Here is a 20,945-nt window from a genome sequence, read left to right as displayed (position 1 = left end):
AGAACGTTTACCAAACAGCGCGTAATGCATCGCCCAGTCGGGCGGTGATACAAGCGCGCACCGCGTAGCGGTGCCAGATTGACTTCGCCTCATTGCCCTGATATTTATACAGTATGAAAAAGCGTGCCTACAAAGAACGGTTCTACCCCACCTCCGAACAGGCTGAGCTGCTGGCGCAGTCGTTCGGGTGTGCCCGTTTTGTCTGGAATAATACCCTGGCCTATCGCACCGAGGCGTATCAGCAGCGCGGTGAATCGGTCTCGCACTCATCGGCGGAAAAGCGACTGGTGGGCTTAAAGGCGGAGTTTCCGTGGTTGCGGGATGTTTCCAGCGTGATCCTGCAGCAAACGCTCCGCGACCAGAAAGCCGCCTTCGACAACTTCTTCAACCCAAAGCTCAAGGCGCGCTACCCACGTTTCAAGCGCAAGGATTGCCGGCAGTCGATCCGGCTGACCAAGGCCGCGTTCCGCTATCGGGATGGTGAGATCACTATCGCAAAAGCGAAGACGCCGTTACCCATCCGATGGAGCCGGTCACTACCCTCTGCACCCTCTACCATCACGATTTCACGCGATCGTGCTGGACGCTACTTCATCAGTTGCCTGTGTGATTTCGTGCCAAAAGCGCTTCCGGTCACGCGCAAAACGGTCGGCATTGACCTCGGCTTGAGCGATTTGTTCATTACCAGTGACGGCGCAAAATCGGGCAATCCGCGTCATCTGAAACGCTACGAGGCGAAGCTGGCCTGCTTGCAGCGCCGGTTGGCGAAAAAACAGACAGGTTCAAACAACCGCAACAAACACCGCCGGAAAGTGGCACGGCTACATGCCAAGATCGCCGACTGTCGCCGTGACGCTACCCACAAAGCGACCCGCGCACTCATTAACGAAAACCAAGTCCTGTGCGTCGAGTCACTTAATATCATTGGTATGATCAAGAATAGACGGCTTTCTAAATCCATTAGCGATGCCGGGTGGGGTGAGTTCGTCCGGCAACTGGAATACAAGGCCGCCTGGGCGGGGCGCCAACTGGTGAAAGTGAGCCAGTGGTTCCCCAGCAGCAAGCGGTGTCATGGCTGTGGCTACAAGGTTGAGAAGCTGCCGCTGTCGCAACGTCACTGGCACTGCGAAAGCTGCGGCTATCCCATTGACCGCGACATCAACGCGGCCAGGAATATACAAACCGCCGGGCTGGCGGGGTTAGCCTGTGGAGCGACCGGAGCGGAGGGCAGCGGCCTGGCTGCTATCTAGTGAAGGCGTGTGGAAGCAGGAAGGTTCTGGGGGTGATCTCAGAACCCTCGCCCAAAGCGCGAAGCGCGGCGGGCGGGGAGTGTCAGTACACCGTACGCGACGCCTACGGCAGGCACTTCGATTACCGTCGTTTCTGGGCCAAGGCAACGGCGAACCGGGAGGTGCTGGCCGCCCGCTGCTATGCCATCGACAAGGGCGATGCCAAGCAGCGTGAGTTCCAGAATATCCTCCGTTCGATTGGCTTCGAGGTCAGGTTAAAGCCGTTCATTCAGCGCGCGGATGGTTCGGCCAAGGGGGATTGGGACGTGGGCATCACCCTCGATGCCATCGAATACGCCGAGAAGGCGGATGTGGTGGTGCTGGTCTCCGGCGATGGCGACTTCGACCTGTTGGCGCAGAAGATCCGTGAGACCCACGGCAAACGGGTGGAAGTCTACGGCGTGCCCCAGCTCACCGCCGCTTCCCTGATCAACGCCGCCAGCCAGTTCATCCCCATCGAGGGTGACTTGTTGCGCTATCACACCTCTTCAATACCCTCTACCAAAAAGACGCGGTAATCGGCGCCCAGGAAGCGGTGTTGGCGGGCTTCCTGGTAGGCGGGGCTTTGGTACCAGGCGCGGGCGGCGGCCATGTCGGGGAAGCGCAGGATCACGGCGCCTTCCATGGCGCTGCCTTCCAGCACTTCGAAGTCTCCGTAGAAGGCCAGTGGCTGCGGGTCGTGGCCTTCCCGAGCGGCTTTGGCCTTTTCGCTGTAGCGCTGCATTTCTTCGCTGTTGTGGGTGTGTTCACGGGTTAAAACGACATAAGCAGGCATTGGATTTCCTTGTTGGTCGACGCTACGGCGTCTCGGTCGGGTGGGAGTCATCGGCTGGCGCCTCGGGGTCGGCGTCGGCCATCGGTTCGATTTGACGGTTTTCCAGGGCGGCCAACGCGACCTTGTAGCAGTCTTCGATGTGGCTGTTGCCCATGTATTTCATGGCGGTAAAACTGATGCCGCCCGCCACGGCGCTGCCAATCAGCGGGACGAATTTGCTGGTGCCTTTGGCGGCAACTTTGATGCCCATCTTGCCGAGCAGGGTCACGATCAGGTTTTTGGTGATGTACCTGCCCGCCATCTTGCTGCCGGTATTGGAGATGGCGGTCATGACGAACAGCTTGCTTTCGGTATCCAGGCGGTCGATCTGCTCCGGCGTTAGCCCAAACTGGCTGTTGATCTTGGGGATGATGCGCATCAGGATCGCCACGTCCGAGCCAATGTCCAGCCCCGGCACGGGAATCATCGCCGTACCTGCGGAGAGGCCGGCGCTGCGCGTCACCATGGCATGGCAGGACTGCTTGATGGCGTCGAGTTCTTCCCTTGTTTCGATCATATGTAATTCCTTTTGGCTATGGCCGAGCGTCATTTTAATAAAGGTTGGCTTTCACCACAGGTAGTGTCGATGCAAGAAGGCTGGTGCTCATACAGTGTTTGAATGATTTGGCAGTCGGCAGCTTTGCCGCCCCGGCACTGATGAATCACTTGGCGTAGTTCATCCGCCAGCGCTTGCAGTTTGGCAATGCGCGCTTCCATATGCGCTAAATGACGACTGGCGATGGCATCAGCGGCGCCGCAGTCGGTGTCAGGGCGGTCGGAGAGCGCCAGCAGTTCTTGGATGCTGTGCAGGTCTAGCCCTAGGTTGCGGCCATGACGAATGAAGCTGATGCGCTCAAGGGCTGCCTGGTCGTAATGACGATAGCCCTGCTCACCCCGTTTCGGGGGTGGTAGCAGGCCCAGCTTTTCGTAGTGACGAATACTCTCCGGCGAGCAGCCTGTGCGGGTAGCCGCCTCTCCAATGCGGTAGATGAGTGTCATTGGCTTGACCCTGTAACGATGACAGGGTTTAGGCTAGCCCTTATTCCCAGAGTGGACAAGCAGGTGATGACATGACGCTGATAGCCGAGCTGCTGCAAATTGCGCTAACGGCAGCCCCGTGGCTGCTGTTGGGACTGGTCATTGCCGGGATGATTAAAGCTTGGCTACCGGACAGCCTGCTGCAGCGCTGGATGGGCGGGCGCGGTCTTGGCAGTATTGTGCGGGCGGCGGTGATTGGTATGCCGCTGCCGCTGTGTTCCTGTGGGGCGATTCCCACCGCCATTGCGCTGCACCGTGGTGGCGCAGGGCGTGGGCCTACTACCTCGTTTTTGATCAGCACCCCTGGTGTGGGTGTGGACTCGATCCTGCTCACCAGCGCACTGCTAGGCCCGCTGATGGCGTTGGTGCGTGTGGGCGGCGCGTTGGTAACGGCGATTGTGACAGGCCTGCTAGTAGGCTTGACCCGTGAAGCCGCCGTAGCAGCACCCGCCCCCGCGGTTTCCGGTGGCTGCTGCGCTTCAAGTGGTTGCCATGATCAACGCGCACACGTCGATGAGCCGAGCGGCCTTAGGGCAGGGTTACGCTATGCGTTTAGCGATCTGCTGGACGACATCAGTGTGTGGATGTTTGCCGGGTTGCTGCTGGCCGGTGTGCTGGTCACGCTGGTGCCGCCGGATACGTTGGTGCGTTTTTCGGGTGGCCTGTGGGCGCTGATGCTGATGGCAGTGGTGGGTATTCCGCTTTACATTTGCGCGGCAGCGGCGACGCCAGTGGCAGCAGGGCTGTTGTTGGCGGGGATCTCCCCTGGAATGGCGCTGGTGTTCTTGCTGGCAGGGCCGATTACCAGCTTGGCTACGCTGGCTATCTTGCGCCGTGAGTTGGGCACTCCTGCCCTGGCAGTGTACCTTGCCAGTGTGCTCTGCGTTACGGTGCTGGTAGGTTGGCTATTTGATGTGGCCGTTGGCATGGCTGGCTGGAGCCCAATGGAGCAGGCAAAACAAGTGCAAGAGTTGCTACCGCACTGGTTAGAGTGGCTGGCCTTGGCAGTGCTGATGATAGTGGCTGTTCGGCCGATACGCCGCCGCTTGTTGGGGTTTTAAACGCCGCTTCGGGTGTTCGGTGAGGCAAGGGTCGACAGCGGGCGGTGTGATCGCCGACTCACACCCTCAGTGTTCGTACTAGCTGGCCCTTTCACTGACTGGGATTGGCTTTCCGGACCTTGCCAATCCGGCAGTAAAGGCGAGACAGGCAAAAATGACCACCGTGTAGTCGAGATTTAGCTGATCCATCAGGAGTCCAAAATGAGGAGCTATCGCGTTGGGGGAGTGCTGCCCCTTCGCTTGATACGCATCATTTGAAGTGTATTGGCTAAGTCGTGGGCAGCCTTGCAATGACCTTGATTTCAAAGTCGAATCCCGCCAGCCATGTGACGCCGACCGCCATCCAGTTGGGGTAGGGCTTTGCTGGAATCGCCCCCATGCCGATGTACATCGCCTTTCCCCCCAACCGACACGTCAGCGCCAAACTGCGCGTATTCATCGATTGGGTGGTCGAAGTCATGGCGTTCTAGCGCTTGTGTTGGCGCTGGGGCTAGCGGGTGTCTTTATAAATACGCCCGCCTTTCATGATCAGGCGCAGGTTCTGCTCGGGGTCGTTCAGGAAGTCCAGGTTACGGCTGGGGTCGCCGTCGACCAACAGCAGGTCTGCCCAGGCGCCGGGCTCGATTTTGCCGAGCGTGCCGGGGTAGGGGTTGCGTGGGCCGGAAAGAGCCAGCAGTTCGCCGTTACGCCCGGTGGCCATGGCCAGTACGGTAAGCGGGTCGTAGAAGCGCGTGAGCTTGGCGAGCTGGCGCAATTGGTTGGGCGTATTCTGAGGGCTGAACAGGATGTCGGTGCCCCAGGCGGTGTGGATGTTGAAACGCTGGGCCAGCTCGTAGGCACGGACGGTGCCTTCGGCGACTTGCCGCTGGGCTTCTCGGCGGGCGGCGTCTGGGTAGACGTTGGCATCTTCGTCTTGCAGAAAGGGCTGCAGGCTCCACCAGGCACCTTCACCGGCCATCATGCGGGCGGATTCTTCATCAGCCAGCTGGCCGTGTTCGATGGATTTAACCCCGGCTCGCAGCGCTCGCTGTATGCCTCTGGAGGTGTAGACGTGCACCATCACGTAGGTGCCCCAGTCGTCGGCGGCCTCCACGGCGGCGCGCAGTTCGCGTTCGGTAAACTGGGTGCTGTCGAGTGGGTCGTAGAGGGAAGCCACGCCGCCGCCCGCCATCAGCTTGATTTGCGACGCGCCCAGCATGAGCTGCTCCCGGGTGCGTCGCAGGACTTCGTCTTCACCATCGGCAATGGCCGCGACGCCTTGGCGTTCCTGTTCGCTGAGCGGCGTGTTGCTGCCTCTGGGCACCTCGTGACGTAGGCGAAAGTCGCCGTGGCCAGAGGTCTGGGAAATCATGGCGCCTGCCGGAAAGATGCGGGGGCCATCGACGATGCCTTCATCGATGGCGCGCTGGAGGGCAAAGGTGGGGCGTTCAGCGCAGCAACCGTCATGGGTAGCCTCGTGTGGGTGGTGTGCTATCTCTGCATCTTAGGGCAGCGGTGTGGATTAAGCGATGTTGGCCCGTAGCGCGCTGCTAAACGTAATGCGGTGGCAGCCGCTCGGCCAGAAACTCCATGAATAGCCGGGTGCGATGGGAAAGCGTGGCCTGCCGGTAATAGACGGCATGGATGGGCTGTGTGATCAGCGTGGTGTGGTCGGGCAACACTTCCACCAGTGCGCCACGCTGGCGTGGGGCCTGGGTCATGAAATCGGCCAGGCAAACGATACCGACGCCTGAGATTGCCAGCTCCAGCAGAGTGGTGCCGCTGGATGCCGCCAGGGTGGGCGTGATATGCAGCGGCTGGCCATTGGCGCCGTTCAACGGCCAGCGGTTGAGGTGGTCCAGCTGGCTGAAGCCGAGCAGGGTGTGCTGGGCCAGTTCCGCTACCTGAGAAGGGGTGCCATGGCGCGCCAGGTAGGCGGGGCTGGCCAGCACGCGCAGGGCGCTGTGGCCCAGGGGGCGCGCATGGAGCGACGAATCTTCCAGCGCGCCAATGCGAATGGCCAGGTCGACCCGCTGTTCCAGCAGGTCTACAAAGCGGTCATGGGTATCCAGCTCCAGGGTGATTTGCGGGTAGCGGGCGCGAAACTCCTCGATCAGCGGCACCACCACGAATTGCATGAAGCTGGGCGCGGCATTGATGCGCAGCCGCCCGCTGGGCTGCTGATGGCGGTCCTGCACGGCCTCTTCGGCCGCTTCCACGGCGGCCAGGATGCTGCGGCAGTGGGCCAGAAAGGTGTCGCCTTCTTCCGTCAGCTCCAGCCTCCGGGTGGTGCGGCGCAGGAGCGTGGTGCCCAGCTTCTGCTCCAGCCGGTGCAGGGCGCGGCTGACGCCGGAGACCGTCATGGCCAACTGCTCGGCGGCGGCGGTGATCGAGCCACAGTCCACGACGGTAATGAAGGCTTGCTGCTCTTCCAGAGTACTTTTCATGGCTACCAGGCCTGGTCGTGGCAAGTGATAGTTGATTTTTGTGCAAGAGTCTCTTGCGGGATGAGCGCTGTTTCCAAGGCATTGTTCACTGCACAATATCGCCCACTCAATGGCTCGCAGTGAAACGTCAAGCGAGCCAATCGACAACACAGTGAGGTGTCAGCCATGAAGATACTGTTGATCAATGGCGGTAAAGCGTTTGCCCACTCTGGTGGTGAACTCAACAATACGCTGCATGCCGTCGCAAAGGAAACCCTGCTGGAACTGGGGCATGACGTGCGCGAGACGGTCATCGAGCAAGGCTACGAGACTGCTGCCGAAGTACAGCACTACCTGTGGGCCGACACCATCGTGTACCAGATGCCCGGCTGGTGGATGGGCGCGCCCTGGACGGTCAAGCGCTATATCGATGAAGTCTTTACCGAGGGGCATGGCGCGCTGTACGCAAGCGATGGCCGTTCGCGTCAGGACCCTTCCAAGCAGTACGGCAGCGGCGGGCTGCTGCAGGGCCGCCACTACATGCTGTCGTTGACCTGGAATGCCCCCGCCGAAGCTTTCGATGAGCCGGGCAACTTCTTTGAAGGGCGCGGGGTCGATGGCGTCTACTTTGCGTTCCACAAATCCCAGCAGTTCGTCGGGCTGGCCGCCCAGCCCACGTTCATCGCCAACGATGTCATCAAGGCACCGGACGTCGAGCGCGACAAGGCGGAGTATCGTCGCCATTTGCGTCGCGTGTTCGGTTAGTGCTACCTGAGCTGACTGGCACGCTGTCGCAGCTTGGGCAGCGTGCGTGCCACTGGCGGTAGGCGGGTCGCCATGATCAGGGCGGAAACGGCGGCATACACGGCCCATTCTCGCAGGTCGGCGCGTACCACCCAGAAGAAGTGCAGCAGTACCAGGGCGAGGATGACGTAGGCAAACTTGTGCAGGGGCTTCCAGCGTTTGCCCAGCCGCTGCATCGACCAGCGGTTGGAGGTTGCCCCCAGCACGGCCAGCCCCAGCAGGGCGATCATGCCCACCACGATGTAGGGCCGCTTGACCAGCTCACTGCCCAGCAGGGCCCAGTTCAGCCCCAGAATGAACAGGGCATAGCTCAGCAGGTGAAGGGTCGCGTAAGCGAGGGTCCACAGCCCCAACTGCCGCCGGATCAGGTTGAAGCCTTTCCAGCGGGTGAGCTTGGTCAGCGGGGTCAGGCTCAGGGTCATCAGCAATAGCCAAAGCGCGCCAATGCCCAGGTTCAGTAGCAGGTAGCGCCCGGGTTCCGGGCCAGCGGCGTTGCTGGCCACCTGACCGCTCCAGTACAGCAGGGGGGTCAGCGCGGCCAGGAACACGCCGCCGCGCCATAGCCACCAGGTGCGTGGTGTGGCCATCAGTAGTTGGCTCTCAAGTCCAGGCCGGCATACAGCTCGGCCACTTCGTCGGCGTAGCCGTTGAACATCAGGGTGTCCATGGTATTGGGGCTGAACAAGCTGTTGGGCAGGCGGCGTTCGGTGGCCTGGCTCCAGCGGGGGTGATCCACTTCCGGGTTGACGTTGGCATAGAAGCCGTACTCGTTGGGGGCAATCAGCTGCCAGGAGTTCATCGGCTGCTCTTCGACCAGCGAAATGCGCACGATCGACTTGATGCTCTTGAACCCGTACTTCCAGGGCACCACCAGGCGCAGCGGTGCGCCGTTCTGGTTGGGCAGTTCGCGGCCATACATGCCCTGCGCCATCAGGGTCAGCGGGTGCATGGCTTCATCCATGCGCAGGCCCTCCACGTAAGGCCAGTCGATCAGCGAAAACGACGAGCGCTGGCCAGGCATCTGCTCTGGGTCCACCAGGGTTTCGAAGCGCACGTACTTGGCTTTGCTGGTGGGCTCGGCGCGGGTGATGATATCGGCCAGCGGAATGCCCAGCCAGGGAATGACCATCGACCACGCCTCCACGCAGCGCAAGCGGTAGATGCGCTCTTCGAACCGGGTAGGGCTGACGAGGTCTTCCAGCGCAAAGCGACCGCCGTTGTTCACCTCGCCATCGACCACCACGCTCCAGGGCTCGGTTTTTAAACTGCCAGCCCGGCGGGCGGGGTCGGTTTTTCCGGTGCCGAACTCATAAAAGTTGTTATAGCCGCTGGCATCGTCGAAGGGGGTTAGGGTGTCTGTATCGGGGTCGCTGGGAGTCACGGCTCCCCACTGGGTATCGCCGATCTTTTGCTGTAGCCACTGTGGGCCGCTGCCTGCTGGCACATCCGAATAGTCCGCATTGGCGCGTGCGTGCCCCGACAGCGCAAGCCCAGCCCCCAGCCCCGCCATGCCGCCCATGAATTGTCGGCGCGACAGATAGATGGATTCCGGGGTGACATCCGATTCTTTCAAATCACTGGGCTTGGCAATTTTTATCAGCATGGGGGAGCCTCTGCGTAGAAGAGCATGTCCAAGGTGCAAGAAGAGCGTCACCTTTGACGATGGATGGCAGGAGAAGTTCTCCACTTCTGTTTCAGTGTATAACCTTTATATCGCTTTGGCGCTGACTGGCGTCATGTCTAACTGGCCAAGCGTTGGCCCCTGTGGACTCCATGCGTATGCCTTCAAGAGTTGATGAGCAGAACCCCCTGAGCTACCCAACGAGCGCGGACTGGCACCAGCTGTTCATGCGGCTGCTGCCTTGGCTGGGCTGCCTGACCCTTGCCGGTGCGCTGCTGTTTTTCGTGGCCTACCACTGGGCCGGCATGGGACGCTGGGCGCGGCTGGGCTTGCTGCAAACCGTGCTGTTGCTGGCCGTGGGCATGGCGCTGTGGCAGGCCTGGCGGCCCAGGGGCAGGCAGTTGGCGCTATGCATGGCGGTGTGCGTGGTGGGTGTGCTGCTGGCGCTGGTCGGGCAGGTGTATCAAACCGGGGCAGACCCGTGGCAACTGTTTGCGGGTTGGGCGGTATTGGCTCTGCCTTGGGTAGTCATGGCCCGCCTGAGTGGGCTGTGGCTACTGTGGTGGGGGCTGGTGAACATGGCCATCTGGCTCTATGCCAGCGTTTGGGGGTTATGGGGGGCGTTGGGATGGCCTCAAGTGGCGGGCCTGTGGGGACTGGCGGTGGTCAATAGCGTGGCGCTGGCCGGTTGGGAGTGGGGCGTGCAGCGGCGGGGCTGGCCAGCGGACTGGGCGCTGCGCGTGCTGGCGTTGGGCAGCGGGGTGCCGGTGACCCTGCTGATGATGCACGGGCTGTCGGGCGCGTTGACCCACGCTTTTCTGCCTGTAGCCGTTTATGGCGCCTGGCTGGCGCTGCTGTATGGGGTATATCGATACCTTCGCCTGGAGTTGTTCATGCTGGCGGGAGGGTGCCTGTCGGTGATGGTGCTGGTCCTGTGGCTGATGGCACGTTATTGGCTGTCGAGTGACGGCTACGCGATTGGCCTGCTGATGATGGCCTTGGCCGTCACCGCGATGGGCATGTTGAGCGTGGCCTGGTTGAAGCGCATGGCGGGAGAAGGCCCGCTGCCATGGCTGCTGAGAGGTGTACAGGCCGTGGCCGGGTGGCTGGCTGCGCTGTGTTTGTTGGGGTTCGTGGCAACGCTGTTGGTGGCCGTCATCGACAGCGGCCCCCTGACGCTGATGATGGGGCTGGGCTGCCTTGGGCTTGGCTTTAGCGTGCTACGGAAAATGCGCTCGCACGACGTGATGACGCATCTGGCGCTGGTCTTCAGCCTGACAGGGCAGTTTCTGGTGGCGTGGGCGTTGCTGGCGAGTAGTTGGGGAGCTGGCTCGGAGAGTTTTTGGAACAGTGGTTGGAACAGTGCCTGGAACGGTACCTGGAAGAGCGTCTGGCTGCTGTGGATGCTGCAGGTCGGCCTGGCCGTGGTGATGCCCAGCGCGTTGCACCGTTTCGTGGCCACGTTGCTGGCCTGCATAGCGCTGTATATGGCTCTGGCACTCCACGGTATGGGAGCTGCCGCCAGCGGCCTGATCCTGTTGGCGGTGGTCAGCGTTTGGCATGGGTATTCGTGGGGGCGTGGCCACCCGGAGGCGATGCACGCCTGGGGGCTGGGCTTGCTGATGGGGCTGATGGCCGTGCAAGGCCTGCTATACGCCATGGCGCCCAGCGGGCTGGATAGCTTGTTGGGTACGGCGTCCCGTTGGCCAGGGCTGGTGCGCGGTGTCACGACCCTGCTGGCGGGGAGCGCCCTGCTGTGGGTGGTACATCGTGCGCTTACCGCGTGTGCCGTGACCCCCGCTTCACGCAGGCTTGCCTATGCCGCCGCGCTGTTCACGGCTGGGCTGGCCTTCTACGTGCCGGGGCTGAGCGCCGGGCTGGCGCTGCTGTTGCTCGGATACGCCCTGGGCCAGCGGCTGGTGTTGGGCGCAGGCGTGGTGCTGTGGCTGGTGGCACTGGGGCACTATTACTACTGGCTGGACCTTTCGCTACTGGCCAAATCCGGGCTGCTGCTATTGCTGGGAATAGCGGTGTTGGGGGCGCGTGGACTGCTGGCGAGGCGCGCGCTCAAGGCTGACTCCAGACCGCTGGAGCGCCGTGCCCGTGCCAGCCGCTTTCGCTGGGCGCTGATGCTCTCCACGCTGCTGGTGCTGGCGACCGTCAATGCTGCCATCTGGCAGAAGGAGCGCCACCTGGCCGAAGGCGAAATCGTCTACCTGGCGCTGGCACCGGTGGACCCGCGTTCCTTGATGCAGGGCGATTACATGGCGCTCGACTTTGCGCTGGCCCAGCGGTTGCGGCAGGCGCTTTACGAAGATCACTCCCAGGCCCTTCCTGACGCCCTGAATGGCGAGGTCGTGGTGCGTCTGGACGATGCGCAGGTTGCTCGTTTTCAGCGCCTGGACGATGGCTCACCCTTGGCCAGTGACGAGCGCCGCCTGGTGTTTCGCCTGCGCCATGGGCAGGTGCGCTTTGCCACCGACGCCTTCTTCTTTCAGGAGGGACATGCCGAGCGCTACGAAGCGGCGCGCTATGGTCAGTTCCGGGTAAATGCCCAAGGGGCGCTACTGCTGACGGGGCTTTATGATGAGGCGTTGCAGCGCCTGGGAGGGTTGGCACAGTGACCGCCCGCCGGGGCGTGACTTGCCTCACGGGCTATCGTGGTCTGTACTTGGTCCAACCATAAGCACGGATAGAGGCGAGAATGACGAAAACACACGGATGGCGATACTGGCTAGTACTGCTGGTAGCGCTATGTTTCTCGCACATGGGCCTGGCGCAGAGCCAGGGCGACGAGAGCGAAGATGAGCGCTGGTTCACTGCAGACACGCTGAATGCCGGGCTGGGCGAAGCGCCGGAAGAGGTCAAGCGGCTAACGCCCAGGGAAGCGATTCGCAGCTTCCTGACGCTCACCGAGGAGGGGGGACTACGCGGCCGCCGGGCATCTGCTCAACCTGGCGGATATCGACTCGGGTGAGCAGCCCGGCCGGGGGGCCGAACTGGCCGAGCAGCTGGCCGAAGTATTGCGGCGCGGCGAGTGGCTCAATGCCTCCAACTTGTCCGGGCGCCAGGATGCGGCCATTGAAGACCCGTCCGGCCAGAACCCGATGACCGGCCAACCCCGACGTAATATCGAGCTGGCCTCGTTGCAGATCAATGGCGATGCGTACGATGTGCGCTTGGGCCGTTACCGCATCCCCGACGAAGACCCCGTGTGGCTGGTGATGCCGGAAAGCGTGTCAGCGATTCCCGAGCTGTATGAAGAGTACGGGCCTTCGGTGATCGAGCAGTATATCCCCGAGCGGTTCAAGACCTCGTTCGGCATGCTGAAGGTCTGGGAGTGGCTGGCCATTCCGCTGTTTCTGCTGACGGTGAGCGGAGTGGGCGTCGTGGCCTACTATGCCGTGAGGCTCGTGGCGCGCCTGTTGCCCTCCGGCGTGTCGACCATCTTCGCCGACCAGATCGGGGTGCCCGTTGCGCTGATCGTGATGGCGCTGTTCACTCAGGCACTGCTGGATTACGTGGTGTCGTTTTCCGCCGTGGCGACTACCACCTTCCGGGTATTGTTGATTGCCGTGATGGCCTGGGGCGGGGGCACCATCGCGCTACGCCTGGTGGATACCATCATGCTGCGCATGACGCGTCACCTGGTGGGGGAAATCGACGATACCAAACCCCGCGACAAGCGTCGTCTGCTGACCAGCCTGTATGCCTTGCGGCGCGGCATCATCCTGGTCACGGTGGTGTCGGTATCGGTGTACGTGCTGGGGCAGATCAAGCTGTTCGAATCCCTGGGCCTTTCGCTGTTGGCCTCGGCCAGCGTGCTGGCCGTGCTGGTGGGCATTGCGGGCCAGGCGGTGCTGGGCAACATTCTCTCCTCTTTTCAGCTTTCGCTGGCCAAGCCGGTGCGCATCGGTGACCTGGTGATCTTCGAAGGCCAATGGTGCTACGTAGAGGGTATCTTCTATACCTTTATCCGCCTGCGCTCCTGGGATGAGCGTCGCTTGATCGTACCGGTGACCTACTTCATCTCGAAGCCTTTCGAGAACCTGTCGGTCAAAAGTGCCAAGATGTATCGCTTTCTGGAGCTGACGCTGCACTTGAGTGCCGACATCTCCAAAATTCGTGAAAAATTTATCGAGTTTGCCGAGGCCGAAGAGTGCGTGGTCGAGCACCACAAGCTGCTGTGCTACGTCACAGGCCAAACGGCACATGCACAGACCGTCACCTGCTACCTGATGACCTCCGACCCGCTATCGGGCTGGACCGCCGAAATGAACATCCGCGAGCAGCTCATGGCCTACATCCGCGATGAGCACCCCGAATGGTGGCCCCGCGAGGTCATGGTCATCAGCCACCACGACGTTGCCAAGGGCCAAGGCCAGCGCTCGGGAACCACGTCGAGCGCCCGCCAGGAAACCCATGAACGCACCCCCCGCGGGCCCGGTGAAGGCAGCAGCGACAACCGCGGAGACGCCAGCAGCGAAGGCAGCGCAGAAACCGGAGGCAACAGCGCCCCCGACTAGGGGCGCATTTGCCCAGATATGCGGGCCGATATCAAGAACATGACGGAGATAGATTAGCGAGATGACACTCAATATCGTGCAACGGATGCTGCCTGGTTGGGGCGTGACCTATGGCCCTACCGGTGAAGGGCCGTTTCCTGCCGTGATGCTGCTGCATGGTTCGGAAGGGGCCTGGTCGGGATGGAGCCATCGAGATGCGATGCTGTTGGCTGCACATGGATACCTGGCGTTTCCATTGGGTTATTCGCAGGGTGGCAACGTCTGGAATGCGGGACACATCATTGATTATCCCTTGGAGCGCAGCGCTGAAGCGCTGCTAGCGTTACGCGCTTCTGGTTATGCGGCTGACTGGGTCGGCCTCTACGGCGTTTCTCGCGGTGCCGAGCAAGCCCTACTGCTGGGTGCCCTGATGGCGCGTGAGGCAATGCCTGGCTTGCCTGACGCCATCGCCGTGCATAGCCCACCCGATGTAGTGTGCGGCGCCTTCGATGCGCGAAGTTTTCGGGATGCAGGCGACCCTGGTTGGCAAGCCTGGGACGCCCGTCAGCGAGCCTGGCAATGGCGTGGGCGTCATGATGGTCTACTGCCCACAACGCCTATCGAGATCGAACGTTATCCAGGCCCGCTGTTCATTTCTCACGGAACCGATGATCAAATGTGGTCGGTAGAGATGACAAAACGCCTTGAGCAGCGCTTGCGTCACCATGGTCGCGAACCGGAGGTTCATTACTACGCTGGCGAGGACCACATTCCTGGTAGTGAAGGGCAGAATCTCCACTACCAGAAGGTGCTTGGCTTCTTTGCCCATGCGTTGCACCTGCATACCACGCAATCTGGTAAGTGATGATCGAAGTCGAGGCATGCATTCCTTGGCATTAGTTGTTGGCCATATCCAACTGCTCCTTGGCCAACCGCTTGGCGCCCGCGAAGTCGGCTTTGCCGGAGCCGAGGCGGGGCAGGGCAGCCGTTGTGAGCCAGTGGTCTGGAATCATCAGGTTGGGGGTGCCTTGGCTGCGCATGGCCGAGGCGGTTGCCTGGCGGTCTAGGGGTGTTTCCGATAGCAGTACCAGCCGCTCGCCTTTGCGTGCGTCGGGTAGGCTGACTGCCATCAAGGGGGTGTCGGCCTCTTCGAGGGCTGCGCGGACGGCGTTCTCCACGGCGGTCAGGCTGACCATCTCTCCGGCGATCTTGGCAAAGCGCGTGTAGCGGTCGATGAGGGTCAAGAAGCCGTCTTCGTCCATGTATCCTTTATCGCCCGTGACGTACCACCGTTGCCCATCCAGCGTCTTGAGCACCGAGGCAGTGCGTTCGGGGTCATGGAGGTAGCCCTGCATGACCTGAGGGCCACTGACGATCACCATACCGGCTTGCCCGGTGGGCAGTTCATCCAGGCTTTCCGGGTCGACCACTTTCACGCTGGTGCCCGGCAGCGGCATGCCCACCGTGCCCGGCTGATGCCCCTTTTGCAGCGGCTGCGAACGGGAGCCCAGCGTATCGGGCAAGTTGACCGAGACCACCGGAGCGGTTTCGGTGGCCCCGTAACCTTCATAAATGGGCTTGCCGAACCTGGCCATGAAGCCTTCTCGCACGCGCTCATCCAGCTTCTCGGCACCGGCGACCACGATGCGCAGGCTGTGCAACTGCTCGGCTTGCACTTTGGGGTGACGGCTGAACAGCCGCAGCAGGCTGGAGGTGCCGAACATGATGGTGGCCTGGTGCTGGCTGACGGCCTTGGCAACCCCGGATACGTCGGTCGGGTCGGCGTGGCAGACCAGGGGCAGCCCTTCCACCAGTGGCAGCAGCTGAGTCACCGTGAACCCAAACGCATGAAATGTCGGCAGCGAGGCCATCACCACATCGTCGTGCTGGGTGTTCAGTACGTCGGAGGTTTGCTTGATATTGGCCATCAGGTTGCGGTGGCTGAGCATGACACCCTTGGGCATTCCTTCGCTGCCGCTGGAGAACAGGATAGCCGCCGTAGCGCGGGCATCCTGTGCGCGGCAGAAGAGCGTTTGCAGCAGCCAACCGGGGAGGCTGCGAACGGCTAGCCAGGTCATCAGCCGCTCCCGGCGCGTCATGCTGGCCTGCAGGTCTTCCAGGTAAAGAACGCGAAGGCTGGCCAACAGCGGTGTGACGTCGAGGCCGCGCTGCTCCAGCCTGGTGACAAAGCGTCGGGAGGTGAGCAGCGTGCGTACCTCTGCCTGCTGAAGTGCAAAGGCCAGGGCTTCCTGGCTGGCCGTATAGTTCAGGTTGACCAGCGTTTTACCCGCCAACAGCGTCGCCATATTGGCCAATACCCCCGCCGAGCTGGTGGGCAGCAACACCCCGACGACGGGCTCCTGGGCACTGTGGCGCATCAGACGCTTGGCGATCAACAGGCTGCCCGTGAGCGCCTGGCCGGCACTCAATGCGCTACCCAACGTATCTGCCACGGCAGGCGCGCTGGGGCGGCGTTTGACGCTTTTGATCCAGGCGCAGGGCAGGCTGGGCAAGGTATCCATGGCGTGCAGCCAGGAGTGGGTGGCCTGTTCGAAAATGCGCCGCTTGAGCACATCGGCGGAGGTGTCTTTCGGCAGCGGCTTGCCAAAGGCGACCACCACGGCGCGGTGCAGCGGCGAGTTGCGCAGCTCCTTCAGCTTGCTGGAGGAGCGGGAGAACTGACTGCCCCACAGCCCGCGCAGATAGAAGGGCACGATGCACACACTCGGGTCGGCCTGCTGGCAGGCGCGCTCGTAACCTCGGCGCAGCTCGCCCAGTTGGCCGTTATAGCTGATGGCACCCTCTGGAAACAGGCACACGACCTCGCCTGCATTGAGCATGTTGGCCACTTTGGCCAGCGCAATGTCGGCCTGTTCGCCGCGTTCGATGGGGATGCAGCCCAGGGCCTTGAAAAACCAGCGTAGGTACCAGCGTTGATAAATGGAGCGCAGCATCACGAAGCGCACGGGGCGTGGGCTGGCAATCTGCACCATGGCCCAGTCGATCCAGCTGATATGGTTGCCCAGCAGCAGTACGCCCCCCTGGGCAGGCAGGTTCTCCAGGCCATGCACTTCAACCCGGTAGCGGCGGGTGAGCAGAAACCCCAATACGAAGCGCACCAGGCTCTGCGGCAGTTTCAAGATAGTGTAAGCGCCGCCCGCCATGGCAACGCTGGCAATCAACAGCAGCAGATAGTGGCTATCGACCCCTGCCAGAGCGAACAGCGCGGTGAGCGCCAGAAAGCCCAGCATGGCCAGGTTCTGGATCCAGTTATTGGCGGCCATCACGGTGCCCAACTGGTGGTCGGCTGCATGGAACTGAATCAGCGCGTTCAGCGGTACGATGAACAGTCCGCCCATGATGCCGATGAACACGAAGTTCAATGCCTGGCTGGCGGGCGTCGTGAACAGGGGAAGACACCACAAGCCGATGGCGACCCCAACGGCTCCCACCGGAATCAGCCCGGTTTCGATGCGGTTGCGGGACAGCGAGCTGGCCAGCAGCGACCCCAGCGCAATCCCGATCCCGCTGGCAGCCAGGATGGCTTGCAGCACCAGCGTGTTATCGATGGAAAGCGCATCCTTGGCATAGGACGGAAAGGCGGCCAGCAGCACCTGGCCCACCGACCAGAACGTGGCCAGGCCGATGATCGACAACCGCAGTACGGGCTGCTGGGCAATCAGTCGCAGGTTTTCCCTGAGGGCGGTGCCGCTGCGGTAGCGCGCCCAGGTCAAGGGGGTGGGCGCGGAGCGCGGTGGGTCCAGCGGCAAGCGGTACAGAGCGACCACCTGCAGTCCGCTGTTGAGGACCAGCAGCCAACCCAACGGGGCAATGTGGCGCAGCAGCTCGTCAGGGGAGCCGCCGCCCGCAGGCACCCAGTATTCGAACAGCGCGGTAAAGGCCACGGTGCCTGCCAGTATCGCGGCGATGGTGACGGCTTGCACCAGCCCATTGGCCTCTGCCAAACGTGGCTTGCCAAACAGCCCTTTCACCAACCCGTACTTGGCAGGGGAGTAGAAGGCCGACTGAATGGCCAGCAGCAGCGTCATGGCAAACGCCAGCCAGAACCAGCCCTGGTAGTAAGCCGCCGTGATACCGAGCGACACCGCCACGGCCGCCCAGGCCGAGACGCGCAGCACGCTGACGCGGGGGATTCGATCGGAAAGATGGCCCGCAGGGCTGAACAGCAGAATGAACGGCAGCAGAATCAGGCCATTCACCAGCGCCGTCAGCACCACCTGTTGCGTACCGTCGTAGCTTTTGAAAATCGTGTTCTGGATAACGATCTTGTGCCCTAGATCCACAAACGCATTGAGGAAAATGGCCATCAGGTAGGGCCAGGCGCCCGCGCTGCGCAGCAATGCTTGCATGGTGTCTCGCCTTGTTGCCGGATGCTTGATACACCTGCGCGCATTGTGTTGTGCGGGCTTTCCGGTATCGTGGTCGGTTTTGAAACTGATCGTCTTGCAGGGTGATGCAGTATAGCGTGCTTGCGCATACGCTCGACAAGGCTGCCAAGAGAATCCCCATTGATGAATAGCACCCCCTTTCAGGCGTTGGCCTGCCCGCTCGATGGTGAACCGCTCTATCTGGAAGGCAATACGTGGCGATGTGCCGCTCGTCACGCTTTCGATGTGGCCAGGCAGGGGTATGTGAACCTGCTGCCGGTGCAGCAGAAGCGCTCGACGGACCCCGGCGATAGCAAGCCCATGGTGGCTGCCCGCCAGCGTTTTCTGGCGGCGGGGCATTATCGGCCGATTGCCGAGGCGGTGAGCGAGATCCTCCAGCGCCATGCGCATGGGCAGGAGGCGTATCACTGCCTGGATGCGGGGTGTGGCGAGGGGTACTACCTGCGTGAGCTGGCGGGGCGATGGCCTGCCGAACAGTCGCTGGCGCTGATGGGGTTGGATATTTCCAAGTGGGCGGTGTTGGCGGCTGCCAGGCAGGGGGCCGAGACGTGCCGTTGGGTGGTGGGCAGCAATGCGCAGCTGCCGGTTCAGTCGGCCACGCTGGACAGCGTGCTGTGCCTGTTCGGCTTTCCGGTGCATGCGGAGTTTGCGCGGGTACTCAAGCCGGGTGGGCAGCTGCTGCAGGTGGAAGCGGGGGCTGAGCATTTGCGAGAGCTGCGTGAGGTCATCTACCCGACCCTGAAGCCCGCCCGTGAAAAGTCCCCTGAGGTGCCCGCAGGCTTTGTGGCGCATTCAGCGCATGAGCTGCGCTATGCGGTCTCCCTGAAGGGGGCCGAGCCGATTGGCGATTTGCTGGCCATGACGCCTCACCTTTACCGCGCCAGTGCCGAAGGCCGTGAGCGAGCGGCGAATCTGGAGGCGCTGTCGTTGACCGTGGATGCACGGCTCATCGTCTGGGAGCGAGTGTAGTTCGCAGATGACGCTCAAACGCAAAAAGGCCCGCCGAAGCGGGCCTTTCTGGTGGAACCCATCACACAGGGCGTGGGTTCCAGCAAATGCTCAAGTCCGAAGACTTAGGAGATTTGCTTGATGTTAGAAGCCTGCAGGCCTTTTTTACCCTGGGTAACGTCGAAAGAGACGTTAGCGCCTTCTTGCAGGGTTTTGAAGCCGTCAGACTGGATTTCAGAGAAGTGTGCAAACAGATCGTCGCCACCGTCAGAAGGAGCGATGAAACCGAAGCCTTTGGTGTCGTTAAACCATTTAACTGTGCCAGTTGCCATTGTGTAGATCCTTTGCGCTGATGCGCCTTAATAAAATTCCTGGTATGACCCAGATGAAGTAGCGGGTGAAACAAGGAATACAATATTCAGGCTAACGAAAAAGATCGTACGCAACTGAAACCATGCTGCTTGCTTACTAACCAACTGACGCTACAGTGTCATGCTTGCGCTGCCGGGTCAAAGCCTTTCGTGATTATTTTTTGAGTATTGCCATGGAATGGCCTATTTCCAGCCCATTTTCCACGTCTGGTCATCCTTGAGCGCCTGCCAAGGCAGCGTGGTTTCACGGTGGGAGTGCACGGCTTCCAGCACAATATCGACGACCTGCTCTTCCTCGTCGCGCAGCAGCTGGGTCACGATGAAATGTTTTTCCTTGTTGCGGGGCGTGGCGGCTGTCCATTTGCTGTGGTGTAGCTTGTTGGGGTTGATACGGTTCATTGATGCTCCGGCAAGTGCGCATGTCAGGAGGATGAGGGTACTCTGATAGATACACAGCCCGGCAGGGATAGGGCGGGTGGAGAAACGCCGCTGTGCGCGAGGCAAAACGGCGTTTGCTGGACCGAGTGGATACGAAAGGCCTAGTGCTTCAAAATGACCCTAGTGCTTCAAGATGACCCTAGTGTTTCAAGATGACATAGAACGCATGAAGGATGCCCGGTATGAAACCAAACAGGGTCAGCAGGATATTGAGCCAGAAATGTCCTTTTAGCCCGACTTCGAGAAACACCCCGAGAGGGGGGAAGATCACCGCAAAAATCATCTTGATCGGGTCTGTCGCTGTCAACGCCATAAAGCCTCCTTTGCTTTTTTAGCTAACCTATAAGACCAACCACTTACACTATCGTTCAGCTTAGGCTGAGCGCCAATCATTGGGAAGGGAATCCATGCATCGTTTTCAATTACCGTTTTCACATACACCGCTGGCGCTGTTGTTGGGGTCGGTGGTGATGACCCCGGCGGCGGCGCAAACTGCGCCCGAGGCCACTACCGTGCTGCCTGCCGTGGAGGTCAGCGCTCCCCGTTTGGCCCGTGAACTCTATGCCACGCCAGCGGCTGTTTCGACCCTCGACGCTCAGGAGATCCAGCAGGGGCAGCAGCGGGTGCGGCTGGATGAGTCGCTGAACAGGGTGCCCGGGGTATCGCTGCAGAACCGCGATAATTTTGCCCAGGGCCAGCGTATCGCCATTCGTGGTTTTGGTGCCCGGGCGCCGTTTGGCGTACGGGGGATTACGGTGATGGTGGATGGCATTCCGTATACCCTGCCGGATGGTCAAGCGCAGCTGGATGCCATCGATCTGGACAGCGCCGAACGGATCGAGGTGATTCGCGGCCCCTCATCGGTGCTCTACGGTAATGCTGCCGGGGGCGTGATCGACGTGACCACGGCCGATGGGCGCGACAACCCTGGCACACGCATCCGCCTGGGGGCGGGCAGCCATGGCTATCAGAAAGTGGCGCTGCAGCACGGTGGCGCGCAGGGGGATTGGTCGCATCATGTCAGCTTGACGGCTCTCAACGTGGATGGTTATCGCGAGCAGAGCGCCACGGAAAAGTACCTGCTGAATGCCAAGCTGCGCCGTGAGTTGGGCAGTGAACGGGCACTGACGGCCATTATCAACGTGCTGGATAACCCGCGCTCGGAAGACCCGGGTGCCCTGACGGCCACTGAGGTTGCGCAGGGGCGCGATCAGGCTGCGCCCAACGCCCTGGCGCTGGATG

General features: G+C 61.6%; 20 protein-coding genes and 1 pseudogene. 10 read left to right on the top strand and 11 right to left on the bottom strand.

From position 1 onward, the window contains the following. Positions 1–113: 113 nt before the first annotated feature. Complete coding sequence (locus HSS18214_RS0108040) at positions 114–1,250, top strand: RNA-guided endonuclease InsQ/TnpB family protein (protein WP_016914777.1); 1,137 nt, start codon at positions 114–116, stop codon at positions 1,248–1,250. Between the two features lie 32 nt (positions 1,251–1,282). Then, positions 1,283–1,807: a LabA-like NYN domain-containing protein gene (locus HSS18214_RS0108035; protein WP_016914776.1), complete on the top strand. Its 525-nt coding sequence runs from the start codon at positions 1,283–1,285 to the stop codon at positions 1,805–1,807. Here HSS18214_RS0108035 and HSS18214_RS0108030 read toward each other — a convergent pair. The 3 genes from HSS18214_RS0108030 to HSS18214_RS0108020 are packed head-to-tail and all read right to left on the bottom strand — an operon-like array spanning position 1,768 to position 3,102. Continuing rightward, positions 1,768–2,064 carry a DUF1330 domain-containing protein gene (locus HSS18214_RS0108030; protein ID WP_016914775.1) on the bottom strand — a complete coding sequence of 99 codons (297 nt, stop codon included), beginning with the start codon at positions 2,062–2,064 and terminating at the stop codon, positions 1,768–1,770. The genes HSS18214_RS0108035 and HSS18214_RS0108030 overlap by 40 nt on opposite strands. 22 nt (positions 2,065–2,086) lie before the next feature. Further along, a complete protein-coding gene (locus HSS18214_RS17995; protein ID WP_016914774.1) occupies positions 2,087–2,620 on the bottom strand; it encodes a hypothetical protein in 534 nt (177 codons plus the stop codon). 29 nt (positions 2,621–2,649) lie between these two features. Then, positions 2,650–3,102, bottom strand: a complete 453-nt coding sequence (locus HSS18214_RS0108020) for a MerR family transcriptional regulator (RefSeq protein WP_016914773.1) — start codon at positions 3,100–3,102, stop codon at positions 2,650–2,652. 71 nt (positions 3,103–3,173) lie between these two features. Here HSS18214_RS0108020 and HSS18214_RS0108015 point away from each other — a divergent pair, with 71 nt between their 5' ends. Both HSS18214_RS0108015 and HSS18214_RS18690 read left to right on the top strand, forming a co-directional pair. Next, positions 3,174–4,202 (top strand): SO_0444 family Cu/Zn efflux transporter, encoded by a 1,029-nt coding sequence (locus HSS18214_RS0108015; RefSeq protein WP_016914772.1) that lies wholly within the window; start codon positions 3,174–3,176, stop codon positions 4,200–4,202. 377 nt (positions 4,203–4,579) lie between these two features. Next, a complete protein-coding gene (locus HSS18214_RS18690) occupies positions 4,580–4,672 on the top strand; it encodes a hypothetical protein (RefSeq protein ID WP_016914770.1) in 93 nt (30 codons plus the stop codon). 20 nt (positions 4,673–4,692) lie between these two features. Here the strand turns inward: HSS18214_RS18690 and HSS18214_RS17990 are convergent, their stop codons facing one another. Both HSS18214_RS17990 and HSS18214_RS0107995 read right to left on the bottom strand, forming a co-directional pair. Beyond that, positions 4,693–5,676, bottom strand: a complete 984-nt coding sequence (locus HSS18214_RS17990) for a metal-dependent hydrolase family protein (RefSeq protein WP_272942910.1) — start codon at positions 5,674–5,676, stop codon at positions 4,693–4,695. A 55-nt stretch (positions 5,677–5,731) separates the two neighbouring features. After that, positions 5,732–6,628, bottom strand: a complete 897-nt coding sequence (locus HSS18214_RS0107995) for a LysR family transcriptional regulator (RefSeq protein ID WP_016914768.1) — start codon at positions 6,626–6,628, stop codon at positions 5,732–5,734. Positions 6,629–6,793: 165 nt separating this feature from the next. Between HSS18214_RS0107995 and HSS18214_RS0107990 the strand changes: the two genes are divergently transcribed. Further along, positions 6,794–7,372, top strand: a complete 579-nt coding sequence (locus tag HSS18214_RS0107990) for an NAD(P)H-dependent oxidoreductase (protein ID WP_016914767.1) — start codon at positions 6,794–6,796, stop codon at positions 7,370–7,372. A gap of 2 nt (positions 7,373–7,374) precedes the next feature. Here the strand turns inward: HSS18214_RS0107990 and msrQ are convergent, their stop codons facing one another. Beyond that, on the bottom strand, positions 7,375–7,998 hold the full coding sequence (gene msrQ / locus HSS18214_RS0107985) for a protein-methionine-sulfoxide reductase heme-binding subunit MsrQ (RefSeq protein ID WP_016914766.1): 624 nt from the start codon (positions 7,996–7,998) through the stop codon (positions 7,375–7,377). After that, positions 7,998–9,014 (bottom strand): protein-methionine-sulfoxide reductase catalytic subunit MsrP, encoded by a 1,017-nt coding sequence (gene msrP / locus HSS18214_RS0107980; RefSeq protein ID WP_016914765.1) that lies wholly within the window; start codon positions 9,012–9,014, stop codon positions 7,998–8,000. The genes msrQ and msrP overlap by 1 nt, the downstream gene beginning before the upstream one ends. A 176-nt stretch (positions 9,015–9,190) precedes the next feature. On the opposite strand from msrP, the gene HSS18214_RS18685 reads away from it, so the two are divergent. The 3 genes and pseudogenes from HSS18214_RS18685 to HSS18214_RS0107955 all read left to right on the top strand — a co-directional run bounded on the left by HSS18214_RS18685 (position 9,191) and on the right by HSS18214_RS0107955 (position 14,402). Beyond that, on the top strand, positions 9,191–11,656 hold the full coding sequence (locus HSS18214_RS18685) for a GDYXXLXY domain-containing protein (protein WP_162129520.1): 2,466 nt from the start codon (positions 9,191–9,193) through the stop codon (positions 11,654–11,656). Positions 11,657–11,736: 80 nt separating this feature from the next. Further along, positions 11,737–13,558 (top strand): annotated as a pseudogene (locus tag HSS18214_RS17975) (mechanosensitive ion channel family protein). A 61-nt stretch (positions 13,559–13,619) separates the two neighbouring features. After that, positions 13,620–14,402: an alpha/beta hydrolase family protein gene (locus HSS18214_RS0107955; protein WP_016914763.1), complete on the top strand. Its 783-nt coding sequence runs from the start codon at positions 13,620–13,622 to the stop codon at positions 14,400–14,402. Positions 14,403–14,433: 31 nt separating this feature from the next. Here the strand turns inward: HSS18214_RS0107955 and HSS18214_RS0107950 are convergent, their stop codons facing one another. Then, positions 14,434–17,907, bottom strand: coding sequence for an acyl-[ACP]--phospholipid O-acyltransferase (locus HSS18214_RS0107950; protein ID WP_016914762.1), 3,474 nt, complete (start codon positions 17,905–17,907; stop codon positions 14,434–14,436). A gap of 162 nt (positions 17,908–18,069) precedes the next feature. On the opposite strand from HSS18214_RS0107950, the gene HSS18214_RS0107945 reads away from it, so the two are divergent. After that, positions 18,070–18,915 carry a putative RNA methyltransferase gene (locus tag HSS18214_RS0107945; RefSeq protein WP_016914761.1) on the top strand — a complete coding sequence of 282 codons (846 nt, stop codon included), beginning with the start codon at positions 18,070–18,072 and terminating at the stop codon, positions 18,913–18,915. A gap of 104 nt (positions 18,916–19,019) precedes the next feature. Here HSS18214_RS0107945 and HSS18214_RS0107940 read toward each other — a convergent pair whose 3' ends face one another. The 3 genes from HSS18214_RS0107940 to HSS18214_RS18680 all read right to left on the bottom strand — a co-directional run bounded on the left by HSS18214_RS0107940 (position 19,020) and on the right by HSS18214_RS18680 (position 20,016). Continuing rightward, positions 19,020–19,226, bottom strand: coding sequence for a cold-shock protein (locus tag HSS18214_RS0107940; RefSeq protein ID WP_009095703.1), 207 nt, complete (start codon positions 19,224–19,226; stop codon positions 19,020–19,022). Positions 19,227–19,448: 222 nt separating this feature from the next. Next, positions 19,449–19,664, bottom strand: a complete 216-nt coding sequence (locus tag HSS18214_RS0107935; protein ID WP_016914760.1) for a TIGR02450 family Trp-rich protein — start codon at positions 19,662–19,664, stop codon at positions 19,449–19,451. A 178-nt stretch (positions 19,665–19,842) separates the two neighbouring features. Then, positions 19,843–20,016, bottom strand: coding sequence for a YqaE/Pmp3 family membrane protein (locus HSS18214_RS18680; RefSeq protein ID WP_016914759.1), 174 nt, complete (start codon positions 20,014–20,016; stop codon positions 19,843–19,845). A gap of 157 nt (positions 20,017–20,173) precedes the next feature. Here HSS18214_RS18680 and HSS18214_RS0107925 point away from each other — a divergent pair. Next, on the top strand, positions 20,174–20,945 hold a 772-nt coding region (locus HSS18214_RS0107925; protein WP_237718600.1), incomplete at its 3' end, for a TonB-dependent receptor plug domain-containing protein.

Source organism: Vreelandella stevensii S18214 (assembly GCF_000275725.1).
Taxonomy (GTDB): Bacteria; Pseudomonadota; Gammaproteobacteria; order Pseudomonadales; family Halomonadaceae; genus Vreelandella; species Vreelandella stevensii.
The sequence above is the reverse complement of the archived record's forward strand: the minus strand, read 5'-3'. Positions and strand labels throughout refer to the sequence as shown.